This window comes from Streptomyces sp. NPDC058157 (genome assembly GCF_042884105.1).
In the GTDB taxonomy this organism is placed as follows: Bacteria; Actinomycetota; Actinomycetes; order Streptomycetales; family Streptomycetaceae; genus Streptomyces.
On sequence record NZ_JBHVUQ010000032.1, the window covers coordinates 1 to 19,621 of the forward strand.

The 19,621-nt window shown below is 70.9% G+C and carries 19 protein-coding genes; 11 read left to right on the forward strand and 8 right to left on the reverse strand.

Annotated elements, in window-relative coordinates:
* Nucleotides 1–134: 134 nt before the first annotated feature.
* The 4 genes from opcA to tkt are packed head-to-tail and all read right to left on the reverse strand — an operon-like array spanning nt 135 to nt 5,941.
* Nucleotides 135–1,172 (reverse strand): glucose-6-phosphate dehydrogenase assembly protein OpcA, encoded by a 1,038-nt coding sequence (gene opcA, locus ACFVXK_RS10950; RefSeq protein WP_389611187.1) that lies wholly within the window; start codon nt 1,170–1,172, stop codon nt 135–137.
* The gene (gene zwf, locus ACFVXK_RS10955; RefSeq protein ID WP_358893199.1) at nt 1,169–2,698 is read right to left on the reverse strand and encodes a glucose-6-phosphate dehydrogenase; all 1,530 of its coding nucleotides are present in this window, start codon (nt 2,696–2,698) and stop codon (nt 1,169–1,171) included. Before zwf ends, opcA begins: the two co-directional genes overlap by 4 nt.
* Before the next feature lie 2 nt (nt 2,699–2,700).
* Nucleotides 2,701–3,819 carry a transaldolase gene (gene tal, locus ACFVXK_RS10960; RefSeq protein ID WP_389611188.1) on the reverse strand — a complete coding sequence of 373 codons (1,119 nt, stop codon included), beginning with the start codon at nt 3,817–3,819 and terminating at the stop codon, nt 2,701–2,703.
* Between the two features lie 34 nt (nt 3,820–3,853).
* Nucleotides 3,854–5,941 carry a transketolase gene (tkt, locus tag ACFVXK_RS10965; protein ID WP_389611189.1) on the reverse strand — a complete coding sequence of 696 codons (2,088 nt, stop codon included), beginning with the start codon at nt 5,939–5,941 and terminating at the stop codon, nt 3,854–3,856.
* A gap of 318 nt (nt 5,942–6,259) precedes the next feature.
* Here tkt and ACFVXK_RS10970 point away from each other — a divergent pair, with 318 nt between their 5' ends.
* From ACFVXK_RS10970 to ACFVXK_RS10980, 3 genes are all read left to right on the forward strand, one after another.
* Nucleotides 6,260–7,201, forward strand: coding sequence for a heme o synthase (locus tag ACFVXK_RS10970; RefSeq protein ID WP_389611190.1), 942 nt, complete (start codon nt 6,260–6,262; stop codon nt 7,199–7,201).
* Between the two features lie 39 nt (nt 7,202–7,240).
* The gene (locus ACFVXK_RS10975) at nt 7,241–7,600 is read left to right on the forward strand and encodes a hypothetical protein (RefSeq protein ID WP_389611191.1); all 360 of its coding nucleotides are present in this window, start codon (nt 7,241–7,243) and stop codon (nt 7,598–7,600) included.
* Nucleotides 7,601–7,695: 95 nt separating this feature from the next.
* Nucleotides 7,696–8,793, forward strand: coding sequence for an amidohydrolase (locus ACFVXK_RS10980; RefSeq protein ID WP_389611192.1), 1,098 nt, complete (start codon nt 7,696–7,698; stop codon nt 8,791–8,793).
* An 11-nt stretch (nt 8,794–8,804) separates the two neighbouring features.
* Here the strand turns inward: ACFVXK_RS10980 and ACFVXK_RS10985 are convergent, their stop codons facing one another.
* From ACFVXK_RS10985 to ACFVXK_RS11000, 4 genes are all read right to left on the reverse strand, one after another.
* The gene (locus ACFVXK_RS10985; protein WP_389611193.1) at nt 8,805–9,794 is read right to left on the reverse strand and encodes a heme A synthase; all 990 of its coding nucleotides are present in this window, start codon (nt 9,792–9,794) and stop codon (nt 8,805–8,807) included.
* A gap of 4 nt (nt 9,795–9,798) precedes the next feature.
* The gene (locus ACFVXK_RS10990; RefSeq protein ID WP_389611194.1) at nt 9,799–10,935 is read right to left on the reverse strand and encodes a hypothetical protein; all 1,137 of its coding nucleotides are present in this window, start codon (nt 10,933–10,935) and stop codon (nt 9,799–9,801) included.
* Nucleotides 10,936–11,122: 187 nt separating this feature from the next.
* The gene (locus tag ACFVXK_RS10995; RefSeq protein ID WP_389611195.1) at nt 11,123–11,890 is read right to left on the reverse strand and encodes an ABC transporter permease; all 768 of its coding nucleotides are present in this window, start codon (nt 11,888–11,890) and stop codon (nt 11,123–11,125) included.
* The gene (locus ACFVXK_RS11000) at nt 11,887–12,813 is read right to left on the reverse strand and encodes an ABC transporter ATP-binding protein (protein WP_389611196.1); all 927 of its coding nucleotides are present in this window, start codon (nt 12,811–12,813) and stop codon (nt 11,887–11,889) included. The genes ACFVXK_RS10995 and ACFVXK_RS11000 overlap by 4 nt, the downstream gene beginning before the upstream one ends.
* Before the next feature lie 210 nt (nt 12,814–13,023).
* Between ACFVXK_RS11000 and ACFVXK_RS11005 the strand changes: the two genes are divergently transcribed.
* From ACFVXK_RS11005 to ACFVXK_RS11040, 8 genes are all read left to right on the forward strand, one after another.
* Nucleotides 13,024–13,779: a helix-turn-helix transcriptional regulator gene (locus ACFVXK_RS11005; protein WP_389611197.1), complete on the forward strand. Its 756-nt coding sequence runs from the start codon at nt 13,024–13,026 to the stop codon at nt 13,777–13,779.
* The gene (sufB, locus tag ACFVXK_RS11010; protein ID WP_389611198.1) at nt 13,776–15,191 is read left to right on the forward strand and encodes a Fe-S cluster assembly protein SufB; all 1,416 of its coding nucleotides are present in this window, start codon (nt 13,776–13,778) and stop codon (nt 15,189–15,191) included. The genes ACFVXK_RS11005 and sufB overlap by 4 nt, the downstream gene beginning before the upstream one ends.
* Nucleotides 15,192–15,255: 64 nt before the next feature.
* Nucleotides 15,256–16,434, forward strand: a complete 1,179-nt coding sequence (sufD, locus tag ACFVXK_RS11015) for a Fe-S cluster assembly protein SufD (RefSeq protein WP_389611199.1) — start codon at nt 15,256–15,258, stop codon at nt 16,432–16,434.
* Nucleotides 16,434–16,751 carry a bifunctional 3-phenylpropionate/cinnamic acid dioxygenase ferredoxin subunit gene (locus ACFVXK_RS11020; protein WP_042820167.1) on the forward strand — a complete coding sequence of 106 codons (318 nt, stop codon included), beginning with the start codon at nt 16,434–16,436 and terminating at the stop codon, nt 16,749–16,751. Before sufD ends, ACFVXK_RS11020 begins: the two co-directional genes overlap by 1 nt.
* Nucleotides 16,752–16,758: 7 nt before the next feature.
* Nucleotides 16,759–17,523, forward strand: coding sequence for a Fe-S cluster assembly ATPase SufC (sufC, locus tag ACFVXK_RS11025; protein ID WP_030846240.1), 765 nt, complete (start codon nt 16,759–16,761; stop codon nt 17,521–17,523).
* Nucleotides 17,520–18,776: a cysteine desulfurase gene (locus ACFVXK_RS11030; protein WP_389611200.1), complete on the forward strand. Its 1,257-nt coding sequence runs from the start codon at nt 17,520–17,522 to the stop codon at nt 18,774–18,776. The genes sufC and ACFVXK_RS11030 overlap by 4 nt, the downstream gene beginning before the upstream one ends.
* Nucleotides 18,777–18,812: 36 nt before the next feature.
* The gene (gene sufU / locus ACFVXK_RS11035) at nt 18,813–19,274 is read left to right on the forward strand and encodes a Fe-S cluster assembly sulfur transfer protein SufU (RefSeq protein WP_389611201.1); all 462 of its coding nucleotides are present in this window, start codon (nt 18,813–18,815) and stop codon (nt 19,272–19,274) included.
* A complete protein-coding gene (locus ACFVXK_RS11040; protein WP_007263433.1) occupies nt 19,271–19,615 on the forward strand; it encodes a metal-sulfur cluster assembly factor in 345 nt (114 codons plus the stop codon). The genes sufU and ACFVXK_RS11040 overlap by 4 nt, the downstream gene beginning before the upstream one ends.
* The last annotated feature ends 6 nt before the right edge of the window (nt 19,616–19,621 follow it).

The window sequence follows — 19,621 nt, forward strand, 5'->3', positions numbered from 1 at the left end:
GTATTTCCCGCCCCGCGCAATTACCCCCCCCCGCGGGCTTTTGCGGCGGGGGGTCCGGGGCGGACCCCCCGGGCACCGGGCGAAGGGGGGGGCGGGGAGACGAACCCCCCGCCCCGCCCCCCCCGGCGGGTCGGCTACTTCGCCGAGGCCCGCTTCGACGCGCGCGCCGGCTTGGCGGCGGCCGGCTTCTCCGCCGGAGCCTCCGCCTCGGAAGGCGCCGCCTCGGCAGCCGGCGCCGGAGTCTCCGTCGACAGCCGGGAGACGCCGAACTTCAGGGACGCCTCGTACGTGTTGTCCGGGTCCAGCCGGCGGAGCTCCTCCGCCAGCAGCTCGGCCGTGTCACGCCGCTTCAGCGCCACCGCACGGTCCGGCTGCCCCGGCATGCACAGCGTGGCCAGCGAGCCGTCCGCGCGGTCCAGGACGATCGAGCCGTCCTTGGTCTCCATGCGCACGGCGGTCAGCCCCGGCCCCCCTGACAGGGTCCGGTTGACCGGGACCCCGAGACGGTCCGCCAGCCACATGGCCAGCAGCTCGCAGCTCGGGTTCTCGTCCTCGCCCTCGACGGTCGCCGAGACGACCGGCGACAGCGTCACCTGGTCCAGCGCGGCGGCCAGCATCGAGCGCCACGGCGTGATCCGGGTCCAGGACAGGTCCGTGTCACCCGGGGCGTACGCCTCCGCCCGGGCACCGAGCGCGTTGATCGGGTGCTCGGAGGAGTAGGTGTCCGTGATCCGGCGCTGCCCCAGCGCGCCCAGCGGATCGCCCGCCAGGTCCACCGGAGCGCCCTCCGGCCACCAGACCACCACGGGGGCGTCCGGCAGCAGCAGGGGCAGTACGACGGACTGGGCGTGGTCGACCAGTTCGCCGTGCAGGCGCAGTACGACGGTTTCGCCGGTACCGGAGTCCGCCCCGACACGGATCTCCGCGTCGAGCCGGGCTTCGCGGCGGCTGCGCGGGGAGCGGCTGACCCGCTTGACCACGACGACGATCCGCGAAGGGTGTTCGTGGGAGGCGTCGTTCGCCGACTTGAGCGCGTCGTACGCGTTCTCTTCGTCGGTCACGATCACCAGCGTGAGGACCATGCCGATGGCCGGCGTGCCGATGTCCCGGCGCGCCTGCACCAAGGCGGCGTTGATCTTGCTGGAGGTGGTCTCCGTGAGGTCGATCTTCATGGCCGGCGCCAGCTCCGTCCGTCTCGTGCGAGCATCTCGTCCGCCTCGACCGGCCCCCACGTGCCCGCCGGGTACTGCGCGGGCTTGCCGTGCTTGTCCCAGTACTCCTCGATCGGGTCGAGGATGTTCCAGGACAGCTCGACTTCCTGGTGACGCGGGAAGAGGTTCGCGTCGCCGAGGAGGACGTCGAGGATGAGCCGCTCGTAGGCCTCGGGGCTGGACTCCGTGAAGGACTCGCCGTAGGCGAAGTCCATCGTGACGTCCCGGACCTCCATGGAGGTGCCGGGCACCTTGGAGCCGAAACGGACCGTCACGCCCTCGTCCGGCTGGACCCGGATGACCAGGGCGTTCTGCCCCAGCTCCTCGGTCGCGCCCGATTCGAACGGCAGGTACGGCGCCCGCTTGAAGACCACCGCGATCTCGGTCACCCGGCGGCCCAGGCGCTTGCCCGTGCGCAGGTAGAACGGGACGCCCGCCCAGCGGCGGTTGTTGATCTCCAGGCGGATGGCCGCGTAGGTGTCGGTCTTGGAGTTCGGGTTGATCCCGTCCTCCTCCAGGTACCCCTTGACCTTCTCGCCGCCCTGCCAGGCCGCCGAGTACTGGCCGCGCACGGTGTGCTTGCCCAGGTCCTCGGGGATCTCGACGGCGCTGAGCACCTTCAGCTTCTCCGCCACCAGGGCCTTGGGGTGGAAGGAGCCGGGCTCCTCCATCGCCGTGAGCGCCAGCAGCTGGAGCAGGTGGTTCTGGATGACGTCACGGGCGGCGCCGATGCCGTCGTAGTACCCGGCCCGGCCGCCGATGCCGATGTCCTCCGCCATGGTGATCTGCACGTGGTCGACGTACGACCGGTTCCAGATCGGCTCGAACATGGTGTTGGCGAAGCGGAGCGCCAGGATGTTCTGGACGGTCTCCTTGCCGAGGTAGTGGTCGATCCGGAAGACCTCGTCCCGGGGGAAGACCTCGTGGACGACCTGGTTGAGCTCCTCGGCGCTCTTGAGGTCGTGGCCGAAGGGCTTCTCGATGACGGCACGCCGCCAGGAGCCCTCCTTCTGCGCCAGCCCGTGGTTCTTGAGCTGCTGGACCACCTTGGGGAAGAACTTCGGCGGCACCGAGAGGTAGAAGGCGAAGTTGCCGCCCGTGCCCTGGGCCTTGTCGAGTTCGTCGATCGTCTGCTTGAGCGTCTCGAAGGCCGCGTCGTCGTCGAACTCGCCCTGGACGAACCGGCAGCCCTGCACCAGCTGCTGCCAGACCTCCTCCCGGAAGGGGGTGCGCGAGTGCTGCTTGACGGCCTCGTACACCTCCTGGGCGAAGTCCTCGTCCTGCCACTCGCGGCGGGCGAAACCGATCAGCGAGAAGCCCGGGGGCAGCAGGCCGCGGTTGGCGAGGTCGTAGACGGCGGGCATGAGCTTCTTGCGCGACAGGTCACCCGTAACGCCGAAAATCACCAGGCCGGACGGTCCCGCGATGCGCGGGAGCCGCCGGTCCTGTGCGTCACGAAGCGGGTTCGCTCCGTTCACCGACAAAATACTCAGTCCTCCGCGGGGGTGAGGCGCTTGAGCTCCGCCTCGGTCGACTTCAGCAGGTCGTTCCAGGCCGCCTCGAACTTCTCGACGCCCTCGTCCTCGAGCAGCTGCACCACATCGTCGTACGAGATGCCCAGCTTCGCGACCGCTTCGAGCTCGGCGCGCGCCTGCTCGTACGTGCCGCGGATGGTGTCCCCGGTGACCTCGCCGTGGTCGGCGGTGGCCTCCAGGGTCGCCTCGGGCATGGTGTTGACGGTGCCGGGGGCGACCAGGTCCACCACGTACAGGGTGTCCTTGTACGCCGGGTCCTTGACGCCGGTGGAGGCCCACAGGGGGCGCTGCTTGTTGGCGTGCGCCCGGTCCAGGGCCGCCCAGCGGTCGGAGGAGAAGACCTCCTCGTACGCCTCGTAGGCCAGACGGGCGTTGGCGAGGGCCGCCTTGCCCTTCAGGGCCTTGGCCTCGTCGGTGCCGACGGAGTCCAGGCGCTTGTCGATCTCGGTGTCCACGCGGGACACGAAGAACGAAGCGACCGAGTGGATCAGGGAGAGGTCCAGGCCGGCGGCCTTGGCCTTCTCCAGGCCCGCGAGGTAGGCGTCCATGACCTCGCGGTAGCGCTCCAGCGAGAAGATCAGCGTCACGTTGACGCTGATGCCCCGGCCGATGACCTCGGTGATCGCCGGCAGGCCGGCCTTGGTCGCCGGGATCTTGATGAGCGTGTTCGGGCGGTCCACCAGCCAGGCGAGCTGCTTGGCCTCGGCGACGGTCGCCGTGGTGTCGTGCGCCAGGCGCGGGTCGACCTCGATCGAGACCCGGCCGTCCTGACCCTCGGTGGAGTCGTAGAGGGGGCGCAGGATGTCGGCGGCGTCGCGGACGTCCGCCGTGGTGATCATGCGGATGGCCTCGTCGACGGTGACCTTGCGGGCGGCGAGGTCGGCGAGCTGCTGCTCGTAGCCGTCACCGCTGCTGATGGCCTTCTGGAAGATCGACGGGTTGGTGGTGACACCGACCACGTGCTGCTGGTCGATCAGCTCGGCGAGGTTGCCGGACGTGATGCGCTTGCGGGACAGGTCGTCCAGCCAGATCGCCACGCCCTCGTCGGAGAGGCGCTTGAGTGCGTCTGTCATCGGAATTGCATCTCCTACTGGTTTTTGTACCGGGTCAGCGCGCAGCGGCGTTGAGGGAGTCCTTCGCGGCTGCGGTCACGGCTTCGGCGGTGAGGCCGAACTCGCGGAACAGCACGGCGCCGTCCGCCGAGGCACCGAAGTGCTCCAGCGAGACGATCCGGCCCGCGTCCCCGACGTAACGGTGCCAGGTCAGGCCGATGCCGGCCTCGACCGCGACTCGCGCCTTGACGGAAGGCGGCAGGACGCCGTCCTTGTACTCCTGGGACTGCTCCTCGAACCACTCGACGCAGGGCATCGAGACGACCCGGGCGGGCACGCCCTCGGCCTGCAGCGCCTCGCGCGCGGCGACGGCGAGCTGGACCTCGGAGCCGGTGCCGATCAGGACGACCTGGGCGGGGCCGCCCTCGGCCTCGAACAGCACGTAGCCGCCCTTGGCCGCGTCCTCGTTGCGCTCGTAGGTCGGCACGCCCTGGCGGGTGAGGGCCAGGCCGTGCGGGGCGCCCTTGCCGAACACCTTGGTGTGGCGGCGCAGGACCTCGCGCCAGGCGATGGCGGTCTCGTTGGCGTCGGCCGGGCGGATCACGTTGAGGCCCGGGATGGCGCGCAGCGAGGCGACGTGCTCGACCGGCTGGTGGGTCGGGCCGTCCTCGCCGAGGCCGATGGAGTCGTGCGTCCACACGTACGTCACCGGCAGGTGCATTAGGGAGGACAGGCGGACGGCGTTGCGCATGTAGTCGGAGAACACCAGGAAGGTGCCGCCGTAGATGCGGGTGTGGCCGTGCAGCGCGATGCCGTTCATCACGGCGGCCATCGCGTGCTCGCGGATGCCGTAGTGGACGGTGCGGCCGTAGGGGTCGGCCTCCGGCAGCGGGTTGCCCACCGGCAGGAACGAGGAGTTCTTGTCGATGGTGGTGTTGTTGGAGCCGGCCAGGTCGGCCGAGCCGCCCCACAGCTCCGGGATGACCGCGCCGAGCGCCTCCAGGACCTTGCCGGAGGCCGCGCGGGTGGCGACGCCCTTGCCGGTCTCGAAGACGGGGAGCTTGTCCTCCCAGCCCTCGGGAAGCTCGTTGGACTCGATGCGGTCGAAGGAGGCGGCGCGCTCCGGGTTGGCGGTGCGCCAGGCGGAGAAGTCCTTCTCCCAGGCGGCGCGGGCCTCGCGGCCGCGGTCGGCCAGGGCGCGGGTGTGGGCGAGGACCTCGTCGGAGACCTCGAAGGTCTTCTCCGGGTCGAAGCCGAGCACGCGCTTGGTGGCGGCGACCTCGTCGTTGCCGAGGGCCGAGCCGTGGGCGGCCTCGGTGTTCTGGGCGTGCGGCGCGGGCCAGGCGATGATCGAGCGGGCCGCGATGAAGGACGGGCGCCCGGTCTCGGCCTTGGCGGCCTGGAGGGCGGCGAAGAGGGCCTTCGGGTCGAGGTCGCCGTTGGCCTGCTGCTCGACGCGCTGGACGTGCCAGCCGTACGCCTCGTAGCGCTTCATGGTGTCCTCGGAGACGGCCGTCTCCGTGTCACCCTCGATGGAGATGTGGTTGTCGTCCCACAGCAGCACCAGGTTGCCGAGCTTCTGGTGGCCGGCCAGCGCGGACGCCTCGTGGGAGATGCCCTCCTGCAGGCAGCCGTCACCCGCGATCGCGTAGACCATGTGGTCGAACGGGGAGGCGCCCGTGGCGGCCTCCGGGTCGAACAGGCCGCGCTCGTAGCGGGCGGCCATGGCCATGCCCACCGCGTTCGCGACGCCCTGGCCCAGCGGGCCGGTGGTGGTCTCGACGCCGGCGGTGTGGCCGTACTCCGGGTGGCCGGGGGTCTTGGAGCCCCAGGTGCGGAAGGACTCGAGGTCCTCCAGCTCCAGGCCGAACCCGCCGAGGTAGAGCTGGGTGTAAAGGGTGAGGGACGAGTGCCCCGCGGAGAGCACGAAACGGTCGCGGCCGACCCACTGCGGGTCGGACGGGTCGTGCCGCATGACCTTCTGGAAAAGCGTGTACGCGGCGGGGGCCAGGCTCATCGCCGTACCGGGGTGTCCGTTCCCGACCTTCTGGACCGCGTCGGCGGCCAGGATGCGGGCGGTGTCGACGGCCCGCTGGTCCAGTTCGGTCCACTCGAGCTCTGGGGTGGTCGGCTTGGTGCTCACCTGTGCAGGGCTCCTCTCCACATGTTGTTTTCCCGGTGACGAACGGTGACACCGGGGCGATTCCGAGCCTACCCCCGCCAGCGCGTGCGGCTATTCGAGTGCAGGCAGTGCGTCGCCCTCCCGGTGTCCGGTGTTCACCTGGGATCCGCCGCCGATGATCTTGCCGGCGGTCCGATCGGCTCAACACGAGGCGACCCCCGCGCAGGGCGGGGCAAGAGCTACGTCTACAGTGGCGTGGTACGCGCAAGCCTTTACCGAGCCTTCATTTACTGGAGGCATCGCTTCGGAAGCTTGCTGGATTCTCTCTCAGGGGTGTGCGTGACGGCCGTCGAATCCCGTCCAGCGGGGGTGCTCGGGACGAGCCCCGGTCACCGGCCGTTCGGGGCCCGGGCCATGGCTTTCGTGGCTTTGACCAAGCCGCGGATCATCGAACTTCTGCTGATCACCACAGTGCCGGTGATGTTCCTCGCCGAGCAGGGCGTGCCGTCGCTGTGGCTGGTGCTCGCCACCTGCTTCGGCGGCTACCTGTCGGCGGGCGGCGCCAACGCGCTCAACATGTACATCGACCGCGACATCGACGCCCTGATGGACCGTACGTCGCAGCGGCCGCTGGTGACCGGCATGGTGAGCCCGCGCGAGTGCCTGGTCTTCGGCATCACGCTCGGGGTCGTGTCGACCCTGTTCTTCGGCCTGCTGATCAACTGGCTGTCGGCCGCGCTCGCCCTCGGCGCGCTCCTCTTCTACGTGGTCGTCTACACGATGCTGCTGAAGCGGCGGACCGCGCAGAACATCGTCTGGGGCGGGATCGCCGGCTGCATGCCGGTGCTCATCGGCTGGTCGGCCGTGCGCAACGAGGTCTCCTGGGCCGCCGTCATCCTCTTCCTCGTCATCTTCTTCTGGACGCCGCCGCACTACTGGCCGCTGTCCATGAAGGTGAAGGACGACTACGCGCGGGTCGGCGTGCCGATGCTGCCGGTCGTCGCGGGCAACAAGGCCGTGGCGCGCCAGATCGTCATCTACAGCTGGGTGATGGTCGCCGTCTCGCTGCTGCTGACGCCGCTGCACTACACCGGCTGGTTCTACACCTCCGTCGCGCTGCTGGCGGGCGGCTGGTGGCTGTGGGAGGCGCACGCGCTGAACGCACGGGCCAAGGCCGGGATCACGGGCGCGAAGCTCAAGGAGATGCGGCTGTTCCACTGGTCGATCACCTATGTGTCGCTGCTGTTCGTGGCCGTGGCCGTGGATCCCTTCCTCCGTTGACGCTTCCTCCCTTGATTACCCGCCGGTAGCATGCGGTCCATGGCAGACACCGCAGACACCGCACAGACCGCAGAGGCCGCGGACAAGAAGCACAGCCGCACGGCGGCGAAGCTGGCCCGGCAGATCGGCGCGTTCGCCAAGCAGCACGGCGGCGCCGAGGGCCAGCTCGCGCACATCGGCCAGGCCGGCACCCGGATCGTCCTCGTGGGCACCGACGGCGGCTGGGGCGACCTGGTGGCCCCCACGTACGCCGTGGCGCAGCTCGCCGCCGAGAAGGCCGGGCTGACCCTCCACGAGGACTTCGACGGAGAGCTCGCCGCGCGCGTGAAGACCGGTCCGTACGAGTGGACCCGCATGGCCGGGATCCAGGTGGGCGGACCGGCCAACCCGACCGCCTGAACCGGCCGGTCAACGACCGGGGCAATACTTCATACCCCGCTCACCCGTTAGGACGTGTGGAAGCCGCTTCCTCACGTCCGCAACGGGATGACCGGATGATCGAAACGCCGCCCCTGGTGGACCAGCACTGCCACGGAGTCCTCCGCACGGAGCTCGGACTCGCCACCTTCGAGGCCCAGCTGGTCCGCTCGGCCGGCCCGCCCGCCGCTGGCACCACCTTCTTCGACACCCAGGCCGGCTTCGCCGTACGCCGCTGGTGCCCGCCCCTGCTGGGCCTGGAGCCGCACTGCGCGCCCGCCCGCTACCTGGCCCGGCGGCGCGAGCTCGGGGCCGCCGAGAGCGCGCGCAGACTGCTGCGGGGCTCCGGGGTGGGTGCGTACCTGGTCGACACGGGAGCACCCGGGGACGACCTCACCGGGCCCAAGGAGCTGGCCCTCGCGGGGGACGCCGAGGCCTTCGAGGTGGTCCGGCTGGAATCGCTCGCCGAGCGGGCCGCCGACACCTCGGAGACCGTCGCCGCCTTCCTCGCCAACCTCGCCGGAGCCGTCCACCACGCCGCCTCGGGCGCCGTCGCCTTCGGCTGCGGGCCCCACGCCGGGTACGCCGCCGCGCTGGCCGCGCACCCGCAGCCGCCCGGCCCCGGCGAGGTCCGCGGGGCGGCCGGGCGGTGGCTGGCCGCGCGGGCCGGGGGAGGGCCGGTACGGGACCCCGTGCTGCTGCGGCACCTGCTGTGGAGCGCGGTGACCTGCGGGCTGCCGCTCCAGCTGCACACCGGCGGGGCCGCACCGGAGGCGCTGACCGGGGTCGTCCGGGCCACGGCGGGCCCGGGGTCACGGCTCGTCCTGCTCGCGGGGTACCCGCACCACCGGCACACGGCGCGGCTCGCCGCGGCGTACCCGCACGTCCACGCCGACCTCGGGCCCGCCCTCGCCCGCACGGGGGCGCGGGCGGCGGCCGTGCTGGCCGAGCTGCTGGAGCTCGCGCCCTTCGGGAAGCTGCTGTTCTCCAGCGGCGGTCGAGGCCTGCCCGAGCTGCACGCGGTCGGCGCCCTGGTGTTCCGCGAGGCGCTCGGCCGGGTGCTGGGCGGCTGGGTGGCGGAAGGGGCCTGGTCCTGGCGGGACGCCGACCGGGTCGCGGCCATGCTCGCGGCGGGCAACGCCCGCCGCGTCTACCGGCTGGACGAGGGGGGCTAGGGGGACGCCCCCTAGACCGCCGAGAGCTGTGCGTCGTCGCGGGCCGGGGCGTCCGCCTGTTCGTCCGAGCGCTCGCGCAGGCTCAGGGCCAGGCGCAGCACGGAGACCCACACCAGGCAGGAGCCGAGCATGTGGGCGGCGACCAGGGCCTCGGGCAGCGAGGTGAAGAACTGCACGTAGCCGATGGCGCCCTGGGCGAGCAGCACGACCAGCAGGTCCCGGGCGCGCGCCCGGGTGTCGGCGGGGGCGTCGACCACCCGCAGCACCAGCCACATCGCCACGCCCAGCGCGCACACCAGCCAGGCGGCGATCGCGTGGACGTGGGCGGTGGTCGCCCAGTCGAACGGCATCCGCTTGATCTCGCTCTTGTCGCCGGCGTGCGGCCCGGAGCCGGTCACGACCGTGCCCGCCGCGATCAGCACCAGGGTGGTGGCGATCAGGGCCCACGACAGCTTGCGCACCGGACCCGGCACGCGCGGGCGGGGGGCGCCGTCACCCTCGCGGGTGCGCTGCCAGGTGATCGTCGTGACCGCGAGCAGGGTGGTCGCCAGCAGGAAGTGCCCGGCCACGCTGTACGGGTTCAGACCCGTCAGCACGGTGATGCCGCCGAGGACGGCGTTGCCCATGACGAGGGCGAACTGGGTCCAGCCGAGCTTCGTCAGGGAGCGCCGCCACGGCTTGGCGGAGCGGGCCGTGAGGATCACGCCGCCGACCGCCGCGCAGAGCACGTACGTGAGCATCCGGTTGCCGAACTCGATGGCGCCGTGGAAGCCCTGCGCCTCGGTCACGATCAGGCTGTCGTCCGTGCACTTGGGCCAGGTGTCGCAGCCGAGACCGGAACCGGTCAGCCGTACCGCACCGCCGGTGACGACGATGACGACGCTCATCAGGACCGCGATGGCGGCGGCACGCTGGACGATCCGGGGTGACGGGGTCCAGCGGGCGGCGAGGTATGCGAATGGGTTCAACACGGCGCCTATCGTATGCGCCGCTTTGTGCAAACTTTCACGAGGGGGTGGCTGCGGGTGCGTCGGGCCCGACGACCAGGCGGAACCTGGCTCCGGCCGGGTCGCCCTCCTCGTGCCACCACACCCGTACCCGCCACAGGGCGGCGTCGCCGGGGTACTGCGGGGAGGCCATGAAGCCCCGCACCACCTCCGTCCCCACCTCCTCGGCGGTGCGCTGCCGCACCTCCGCCGAGCCCCGCCAGGGGGCGGGCACCACGGCCCACAGCCCGTCGGCGCCGCGCACCTCGACGCGCCACACCGCACGCCAGGGGGTGACCTCCAGCATGGTGGCGACCTGCTCGGCCTCCAGCCCCAGCCGGGCGGCCACGTCCTCCTCGGACGCCCCCTGGATCCGCGCGGCCACCACCGCCTGCGGGAGCAGCCGCTCGGGCAGCAGCCCGCCGGTCCGCAGCCCGGCCAGGGAGTCGAACGACAGGTAGCGCAGCCGCAGCTCCAGCTGGCGGCCGATGTGGTCGAGGGCCTCCTCCGCCTCCTGGGCCTCCTCGGGCCCGGGGGAGGCGAGCAGCAGCCGGCGGAACCCGGCCTCGGCGTCCACCGCCCAGGCGACGGCGTCGGCGGCGAGGCCCAGCTCCGCCAGGCGGTCGCCGAGGAACACCTTGGCCTGGGCGAGCCCGCGCCGGTTGACGGGGTCGTCCTGGTCGAGCCCGGCCCACACCTCGACGGCGGCCCGGGTCAGGTCACGGGCCCGCTCGCCGGCCGCCCGTTCCATCGCGCCCGGGCCCTCCTCCGCGGCCTCGCCGAGCGGATGCCGGGGCAGGCGGGCGGCGTCGCTCAGCGGCCAGGCCAGCCAGACCCCCTGGTTGATCAGCCCCCGGGCGTACCACCGGGCGTACTCGGGCGCGTGCCCCGCGGCCTGCTGCGCGTGCCGCAGGCCCTCCTCGATGGCGGCCAGCGCCCCCGCCCGGTCCCCGGCGGCGAACCGGCGCCCGGCGAGGTCGCCGAGGCGCAGCCCCAGCCGGGCCGCGCACTCCGGATCGGTCCGGGCGGGCTCGCGCAGCGCCCCGATCAGCTCGCCGAGCAGCCGGTCCGCCTCGCCGGGATCCGCCTGCGCGGCCCCCGAACGGATCCGCGCCCACTGCCCGTCCAGCCGTAGTACGGCCTCCCGCTGCACCATGCTCGTCGTCCCCCGGCGTCGCCCGTCCGCTTCCCGTGGAGGTGGTCGGCCTCCCGCACGCCCAACGACCCGCGGCGGTGATTCACTCCCGCCGGACGGGCCGCGGGGCGGAGAGCATCGTCACCCCGTCCCGGCGGAACCGGGGGCCGCCGACGCGGCGTCGGTTCCGCTCGGGGGCGGCTGTGCCCTACTCCCAGCGGAACCACTTCGCGGCCGCGCCCAGCCCCAGGACCGCCCAGCCGGCCAGTACCGCCACGTCGCCCATCGGGAGCCCGGACCCGTGCCGGAGCACCTCGCGCAGCCCGTCGGACAGCGCCGAGACCGGCAGCAGCCCGAGGACGGCCTGGGCCGCGCCGGGGAACTTCTCCAGCGGCACGATCACCCCGCCGCCGACCAGCAGCAGCAGGAACACCAGGTTGGCGGCGGCCAGCGTCACCTCGGCCTTGAGGGTGCCCGCCATCAGCAGCCCGAGTCCGGAGAAGGCGGCGGTACCCAGCAGCACGAGGGCCGCCACCGCGAGCGGGTTCCCGTGCGGGGACCAGCCCAGCGCGAGGGCGATCACCGTCAGCAGGGCGATCTGGAGCACCTCGGTGACCAGCACCGACAGGGTCTTCGCGGCCATCAGCGCCCAGCGCGGCAGCGGGGAGGCCCCGAGCCGCTTGAGGACCCCGTAGCGGCGGTCGAAGCCGGTGGCGATGGCCTGGCCGGTGAAGGCGGTGGACATCACGGCGAGCGCGAGCACGCCCGGCGCGAGGAAGTCCACGGACTTCCCCTCCCCCGTGTCGACGATGTCGACGGCGGAGAACAGGGTCAGCAGCAGCGCCGGGATGATCACGGTGAGCAGCAGCTGCTCACCGTTGCGCAGCAGCATCCGGGTCTCCAGCGCGGTCTGCGCCCAGATCATCCGGGTGACCGGCGCGGCCCCCGGCCGCGGGGTGAACGTACCGGCGCTCATGCGCGCAGCTCCTTACCGGTCAGTTCGAGGAAGACGTCCTCGAGGGTGTGCCGTTCCACCGTGAGGCTGCTGGGCATCACCCCGTGCTGGGCGCACCAGGAGGTGACGGTGGCCAGCAGCTGCGGGTCCACGTCGCCGGTGACCCGGTAGGAGCCGGGGGTGAGCTCGGCGGCCTCGGTGCCGTCGGGCAGGGCCTTGAGGAGGGAGGCGAGGTCGAGGGCGGGGCGGCCGGAGAAGCGCAGGGTGTTCTCGGCGCCGCCGCGGCAGAGCTGCTCGGGGCTGCCGTGGGCGATGACCTTGCCGGCGTCCACGATGGCCACCTCGTCGGCGAGCTGCTCGGCCTCGTCCATGTGGTGGGTGGTGAGGACGACGGCGACCCCGTCGGCGCGCAGCTCCCGTACGAGGTCCCAGGTGGCGCGGCGGGCCTGCGGGTCCAGGCCGGCGGTGGGCTCGTCCAGGAAGACCAGCTCGGGGCGGCCGACGACGGCCATGGCCAGGGAGAGCCGCTGCTGCTGGCCGCCGGAGAGCCGGCGGTAGGGGGTGCGGCCGCAGCCGCCGAGGCCGAGGCGCTCGACCAGGGCGTCGACGTCCAGCGGGTCGGCGTACAGCTTCGCCATGTGGCGCAGCATCTCGACGGCGCGGGCACCGGAGTAGACGCCGCCGGACTGGAGCATCACGCCGATCCGCGGGCGCAGGGCCTCCGCCCGGGCCACCGGGTCGAGGCCCAGGACGCGGACGGTGCCGGCGTCGGGGCGGCGGTAGCCCTCGCAGGTCTCGATCGTGGTGGTCTTGCCCGCGCCGTTGGGGCCGAGGACCGCGGTGACCGCGCCGCCGGGGACGGTGAGGTCCAGGCCGTCGACGGCCGTCTTCGATCCGTACCGTTTCACCAGTCCGCGGATCTCCACGGCGGGGTCGTTGCTCATGCGGGTGAGTCTACGGAGCGGTAGGGGCTCCCACGGGTGCCGGGGGAAGGTTCCCCCTTCCCCTGCATCGCCGCTGGCCAGGGGCGGTGGAGCCGACCCCTTTCGATCACTCTCCGTGGACAGATTAGGTAACCCTTAGTGATGGAGGACACCAGCAGTGGCGTCCGTCACGGCTTGTCGGGGCTCCGGTAATTACGCAACAATGGCGTTGTGAAATACGGCGAACGGACGAGCGAGGCCCCCCAGGGGGAGCTCGCGACCGGAGAGCGGTCAACCCGCAACCGGGTCGCGAGGTCCATCCTGGACCACGGTCCCTCCACCGTCGCCGACCTCGCGCAGCGTCTCGGCCTCACCCAGGCCGCCGTCCGCCGCCACCTCGACACGCTCGTCGCCGACGACGTGGTCGCACCCCGTGAGCAGCGTGTGTACGGCGCACGCACCCGGGGCCGGCCCGCCAAGGTCTTCGCGCTCACCGACTGCGGGCGCGACGCCTTCGACCAGTCCTACGACACGCTCGCCGCGGACGCCCTGCGCTGGATCGCGCAGTCCGTGGGCGGCGGGGAGAAGGGCGAGGCGGCCGTGGCCGCCTTCGCGCGGGCGAGGATGGCCTCACAGGCGGAGACCTACCGGGAAGCCGTCGAGGCGGCCGCGCCCGCGGACCGCACCGAGGCCCTCGCGAAGGCGTTGACCGTGGACGGGTACGCTGCTACGGCGAAGAGCGCTCCCGGTCCGCACAGCGGTGAACAGCTCTGTCAGCACCACTGCCCGGTCGCGCACGTCGCCGAGCAGTTCCCGCAGCTCTGCGAGGCGGAGACCGAGGTCTTCTCCCGCCTGCTCGGGACGCATGTGCAGCGCCTCGCCACGATCGCCCACGGCGACGGGGTGTGCACCACGTTCATCCCGCGAAGCGCGGCACAGCACGACACATCAGCATCTGCAAGTACGGCCGGGAGGAACCCCGCATGACCACGGAGACTGCTCACCCTGAGCTCGATGGCCTGGGCAACTACGAATACGGCTGGGCCGACTCCGACGCGGCCGGCGCCGCTGCCAAGCGGGGTCTGTCCGAGGAGGTCGTCCGCGACATCTCGGCGAAGAAGTCCGAGCCGGAGTGGATGCTGAACCTCCGCCTCAAGGGCCTCAAGCTGTTCGGCAAGAAGCCCATGCCGAAGTGGGGCTCCGACCTGTCGGGCATCGACTTCGACAACATCAAGTACTTCGTGCGCTCCACCGAGAAGCAGGCCGAGTCCTGGGAGGACCTGCCGGAGGACATCAAGAACACGTACGACAAGCTCGGCATCCCGGAGGCGGAGAAGCAGCGCCTCGTCGCCGGTGTCGCGGCCCAGTACGAGTCCGAGGTCGTCTACCACCAGATCCGCGAGGACCTGGAGCAGCAGGGCGTCATCTTCCTCGACACCGACACCGCGCTCAAGGAGCACCCGGAGCTCTTCCAGGAGTACTTCGGCACGGTCATCCCGGTCGGCGACAACAAGTTCGCCTCGCTGAACACCGCCGTGTGGTCGGGCGGCTCCTTCATCTACGTCCCCAAGGGTGTCCACGTGGACATCCCGCTCCAGGCCTACTTCCGCATCAACACGGAGAACATGGGCCAGTTCGAGCGGACGCTGATCATCGTCGACGAGGACGCCTACGTCCACTACGTCGAGGGCTGCACCGCCCCGATCTACTCCTCGGACTCGCTGCACAGCGCCGTGGTCGAGATCATCGTCAAGAAGGGCGGCCGCTGCCGCTACACGACCATCCAGAACTGGTCGAACAACGTCTACAACCTGGTCACCAAGCGCGCCGTGGCGTACGAGGGCGCGACCATGGAGTGGATCGACGGCAACATCGGTTCCAAGGTCACCATGAAGTACCCGGCCGTCTACCTGATGGGCGAGCACGCCAAGGGCGAGACCCTGTCCATCGCCTTCGCGGGCGAGGGCCAGCACCAGGACGCCGGCTCCAAGATGGTCCACATGGCGCCGAACACCTCCTCGAACATCGTCTCCAAGTCGGTGGCGCGAGGCGGCGGCCGCACCTCCTACCGCGGCCTGGTGGAGATCGGCGAGGGCGCCGCGGGCTCCAAGTCCAACGTGCTGTGCGACGCGCTCCTGGTCGACACCATCTCCCGCTCGGACACCTACCCCTACGTCGACGTCCGCGAGGACGACGTGACGATGGGCCACGAGGCCACCGTCTCCAAGGTCTCCGACGACCAGCTGTTCTACCTCATGCAGCGCGGCCTCACCGAGTTCGAGGCCATGGCGATGATCGTGCGCGGCTTCGTCGAGCCGATCGCCAAGGAGCTGCCGATGGAGTACGCGCTGGAGCTGAACCGGCTGATCGAGCTGCAGATGGAGGGCTCGGTCGGCTAGTCCCGACCGTCCCGTCCCCTCCGCAGCACATTCTTTGACGCAGGAAGAGAGCAGAACGACAGCCATGGCTGAGGCTCAGAACATCGCCGCGGGCTCCACGACCGCCGGCGCGATCGCGGTGGCCGCCGAGTCCACCGTCGCCACCCGGATGAGCGCGCCCCCGTCCTTCGACGTGGCCGACTTCCCGGTCCCGCACGGCCGCGAGGAGGAGTGGCGGTTCACCCCGCTCGCCCGCCTCAAGGGCCTGCACGACGGCACCGCGGTCGCCAACGGAACCATGAAGGCCCAGATCGACGCCCCCGAGGGCGTCACCGTCGAGTCCGTCGAGCGCGGCGACGAGCGGATCGGCAAGGCCGGCACCCCCGTCGACCGCGTCGCCGCCCAGGCCTTCTCCTCGTTCGCCAAGGCCACGGTCGTCACCGTGCCCAAGGAGACCGTGCTCGCCGAGCCCATCCGGGTCGCCCTGCACGGCGAGGGCGGCACGACCTTCGGGCACACCGTCTTCGACATCAAGCCCTTCGCCGAGGCGATCATCGTGATCGACCACACCGGTGACGGCGTGCGCGCCGCCAACGTCGACATCCTCGTCGGCGACGGCGCCAAGGTGACGTTCGTGTCCGTCCAGGACTGGGACGACACCGCGGTCCACACCTCGCAGCACAACGCCCTCATCGGCCGCGACGCCAGCTTCAAGTCCGTCGTCGTGACCTTCGGCGGCGACCTCGTCCGCCTGCACCCGCGCGTCACCTACGCGGGCCCCGGCGCCGAGGCCGAGATGCTCGGCCTGTACTTCACGGACGCCGGCCAGCACCAGGAGCACCGCCTCCTGGTCACGCACGACGCCCCGCACTGCAAGTCCAACGTGGTCTACAAGGGTGCGCTCCAGGGCCAGGACGCCCACGCGGTCTGGATCGGCGACGTCCTGATCGAGAAGTCCGCCGAGGGCACCGACACCTACGAGATGAACCGCAACCTCGTCCTCACGGACGGCGCGCGCGTCGACTCGGTGCCGAACCTGGAGATCGAGACGGGCGAGATCGTCGGCGCCGGCCACGCCTCGGCCACCGGCCGCTTCGACGACGAGCAGCTGTTCTACCTGCAGGCCCGCGGCATCCCCGCCGACGAGGCCCGCCGTCTGGTCGTGCGCGGCTTCTTCGCCGAGCTCGTCCAGCAGATCGGTGTCGCGGACATCGAGGAGCGCCTCATCGCGAAGATCGAGGCCGAGCTGGCGGCGGCCGTCTGATGACGTACGTCAAGGCCTGCGCGCTGAGCGAGCTGGAGGAGAACACCCCCAAGCGGGTGGAACTCGACGGCACGCCGGTGTCCATCGTCTCCACCGAGGGGGAGGTGTTCGCGATCAACGACATCTGCTCGCACGCGAACGTCTCGCTCTCGGAGGGTGAGGTCGAGGACTGCATGATCGAGTGCTGGCTGCACGGGTCGGCCTTCGACCTGCGCACCGGCAAGCCCTCCGGTCTGCCCGCGACGCGCCCCGTCCCCGTTTACCCCGTAAAGATCGAAGGGGACGACGTGCTCGTCTCCCTCACCCAGGAGTCCTGAGGTACCCATGGCAACGCTTGAAATCCACGACCTGCACGTCTCCGTCGAGGCCGAGAACGGCGCCCGCGAGATCCTCAAGGGTGTCGACCTGACGGTCAAGCAGGGTGAGACGCACGCCATCATGGGCCCCAACGGCTCCGGCAAGTCCACCCTGGCGTACTCCCTCGCCGGTCACCCGAAGTACACCATCACCGGTGGCACCGTGACCCTCGACGGCGAGGACGTCCTGGAGATGTCCGTCGACGAGCGCGCCCGCGCCGGCGTCTTCCTCGCCATGCAGTACCCGGTCGAGGTCCCCGGCGTCTCGGTCTCCAACTTCCTGCGCACCTCCGCCACCGCCATCCGCGGCGAGGCCCCCAAGCTGCGCACCTGGGTGAAGGAGGTCAAGTCCGCCATGGAGCAGCTCCAGATGGACCCGGCCTTCGCCGAGCGCAACGTCAACGAGGGCTTCTCCGGCGGTGAGAAGAAGCGCCACGAGATCCTCCAGCTGGAGCTCCTCAAGCCGAAGATCGCGATCCTCGACGAGACCGACTCCGGCCTCGACGTCGACGCCCTGCGCATCGTCTCCGAGGGCGTCAACCGCGTCCGCGAGACCGGTGAGGTCGGCACCCTGCTGATCACCCACTACACGCGCATCCTGCGCTACATCAAGCCCGACTTCGTGCACGTGTTCGCGAACGGCCGCATCGCCGAGTCCGGCGGCGCCGAGCTCGCCGACCAGCTGGAGAACGAGGGCTACGACAAGTACGTGAAGGGTGGCGCGACCGCGTGACACAGCTGCCTGGCCTCCTCGACATCGAGGCGATCCGCAAGGACTTCCCCCTGCTGGATCGTGTGGTCCACGACGGGAAGAAGATCGTTTACCTGGACAACGCGGCGACCTCGCAGAAGCCGCGCCAGGTGCTCGACGCGCTGAACGAGTACTACGAGCGGCACAACGCCAACGTCCACCGCGGCGTGCACGTGCTCGCCGAGGAGGCCACGGCGCTGTACGAGGGCGCCCGCGACAAGGTCGCCGCCTTCGTCAACGCGCCGAGCCGCGACGAGGTGATCTTCACCAAGAACGCCTCGGAGTCGCTCAACCTGGTCGCGAACATGCTCGGCTGGGCCGACGAGCCCTACCGGGTCGACCGCGACACCGAGATCGCCATCACGGAGATGGAGCACCACTCCAACATCGTGCCGTGGCAGCTGCTCGCGCAGCGCACGGGCGCGAAGCTGAAGTGGTTCGGCCTCACCGACGACGGCCGGCTCGACCTGTCCAACATCGAAGAGGTCATCACGGAGAAGACGAAGATCGTCTCCTTCACGCTGGTCTCCAACATCATGGGCACGATCAACCCGGTCGACGCGATCGTCCGGCGCGCGCAGGAGGTCGGCGCGCTGGTGCTGATCGACGCCTCGCAGGCCGCTCCGCACATGCCGCTGGACGTGCAGGCGCTCGGCGCCGACTTCGTGGCCTTCACCGGCCACAAGATGTGCGGCCCGACCGGCATCGGCGTCCTGTGGGGCCGCCAGGAGCTCCTGGAGGACCTGCCCCCGTTCCTCGGCGGCGGCGAGATGATCGAGACCGTGTCGATGCACGCCTCGACGTACGCCCCGGCGCCCCACAAGTTCGAGGCGGGCACGCCCCCGATCGCCCAGGCCGTCGGCCTCGGTGCGGCCGTGGACTACCTGACCTCGATCGGCATGGACAAGATCGCGGCGCACGAGCACGCGATCACCGAGTACGCGGTCAAGCGCCTCCTGGAGGTCCCCGACCTGCGGATCATCGGCCCCACCACGGCCGAGGACCGCGGCGCGGCGATCTCGTTCACCCTCGGTGACATCCACCCGCACGACGTGGGCCAGGTCCTGGACGAGCAGGGCATCGCGGTCCGCGTGGGACACCACTGCGCGCGCCCGGTCTGCCTGCGCTACGGAATTCCGGCGACCACGCGGGCGTCTTTCTACCTGTACTCCTCTCCCGCCGATGTCGACGCGCTGATCGACGGGCTGGAGCACGTACGGAACTTCTTCGGATGACGACGAGTCGGACGACAAGAGGCTGACGAGGACGCTGTGAAGCTGGATTCGATGTACCAGGAACTGATCCTGGACCACTACAAGCACCCGCACGGGCGTGGCCTGCGCGACGGTGACGCCGAGGTGCACCACGTCAACCCGACGTGCGGCGACGAGATCACCCTGCGCGTGAAGTACGACGGGGAGACGCTCACCGACGTCTCCTACGAGGGCCAGGGCTGCTCCATCAGCCAGGCCAGCGCGTCCGTGCTGAACGAGCTGCTGGTCGGCAAGCAGCTGACCGAGGCGCAGAAGATCCAGGACACGTTCCTGGAGCTGATGCAGTCCAAGGGCAAGATCGAGCCGGACGAGGAGATGGAGGAGGTGCTGGAGGACGCGGTCGCGTTCGCCGGCGTCTCCAAGTATCCGGCGCGTGTGAAGTGTGCTCTGCTGAGCTGGATGGCGTGGAAGGACGCGACCGCCCAGGTACTGGGTGACGCGGAGAGGAAGACGGCATGACCGAGAACGCGACGCCCGAGGCGTCGATCAAGCCGGCCACCGAGGAGGAGGTCCGCGAGGCCCTCTACGACGTGGTCGACCCCGAGCTGGGCATCGACGTCGTCAACCTGGGCCTGATCTACGGCATCCACATCGACGACGCGAACATCGCCACCCTCGACATGACCCTCACCTCGGCGGCCTGCCCGCTGACGGACGTCATCGAGGACCAGGCGAAGTCGGCGACGGAGGGCATCGTCAACGAGCTCCGCATCAACTGGGTCTGGATGCCCCCGTGGGGCCCGGACAAGATCACGGACGACGGCCGTGAGCAGCTGCGCGCGCTCGGCTTCAACGTCTGACCCACG

What these genes read in the sequence shown, in the direction of transcription:
- sufC (WP_030846240.1), top strand. Translation starts at nt 16,759, where the DNA reads ATGGCAACGCTTGAAATCCACGACCTGCACGTCTCCGTCGAGGCCGAG.
- ACFVXK_RS10975 (WP_389611191.1), top strand. Translation starts at nt 7,241, where the DNA reads ATGGCAGACACCGCAGACACCGCACAGACCGCAGAGGCCGCGGACAAG.
- ACFVXK_RS11040 (WP_007263433.1), top strand. Translation starts at nt 19,271, where the DNA reads ATGACCGAGAACGCGACGCCCGAGGCGTCGATCAAGCCGGCCACCGAG.
- ACFVXK_RS10990 (WP_389611194.1), bottom strand. Translation starts at nt 10,935, where the DNA reads ATGGTGCAGCGGGAGGCCGTACTACGGCTGGACGGGCAGTGGGCGCGG.
- sufD (WP_389611199.1), top strand. Translation starts at nt 15,256, where the DNA reads ATGGCTGAGGCTCAGAACATCGCCGCGGGCTCCACGACCGCCGGCGCG.
- ACFVXK_RS10995 (WP_389611195.1), bottom strand. Translation starts at nt 11,890, where the DNA reads ATGAGCGCCGGTACGTTCACCCCGCGGCCGGGGGCCGCGCCGGTCACC.
- ACFVXK_RS11020 (WP_042820167.1), top strand. Translation starts at nt 16,434, where the DNA reads ATGACGTACGTCAAGGCCTGCGCGCTGAGCGAGCTGGAGGAGAACACC.
- ACFVXK_RS11000 (WP_389611196.1), bottom strand. Translation starts at nt 12,813, where the DNA reads ATGAGCAACGACCCCGCCGTGGAGATCCGCGGACTGGTGAAACGGTAC.
- opcA (WP_389611187.1), bottom strand. Translation starts at nt 1,172, where the DNA reads ATGAAGATCGACCTCACGGAGACCACCTCCAGCAAGATCAACGCCGCC.
- ACFVXK_RS10980 (WP_389611192.1), top strand. Translation starts at nt 7,696, where the DNA reads ATGATCGAAACGCCGCCCCTGGTGGACCAGCACTGCCACGGAGTCCTC.
- tal (WP_389611188.1), bottom strand. Translation starts at nt 3,819, where the DNA reads ATGACAGACGCACTCAAGCGCCTCTCCGACGAGGGCGTGGCGATCTGG.
- sufB (WP_389611198.1), top strand. Translation starts at nt 13,776, where the DNA reads ATGACCACGGAGACTGCTCACCCTGAGCTCGATGGCCTGGGCAACTAC.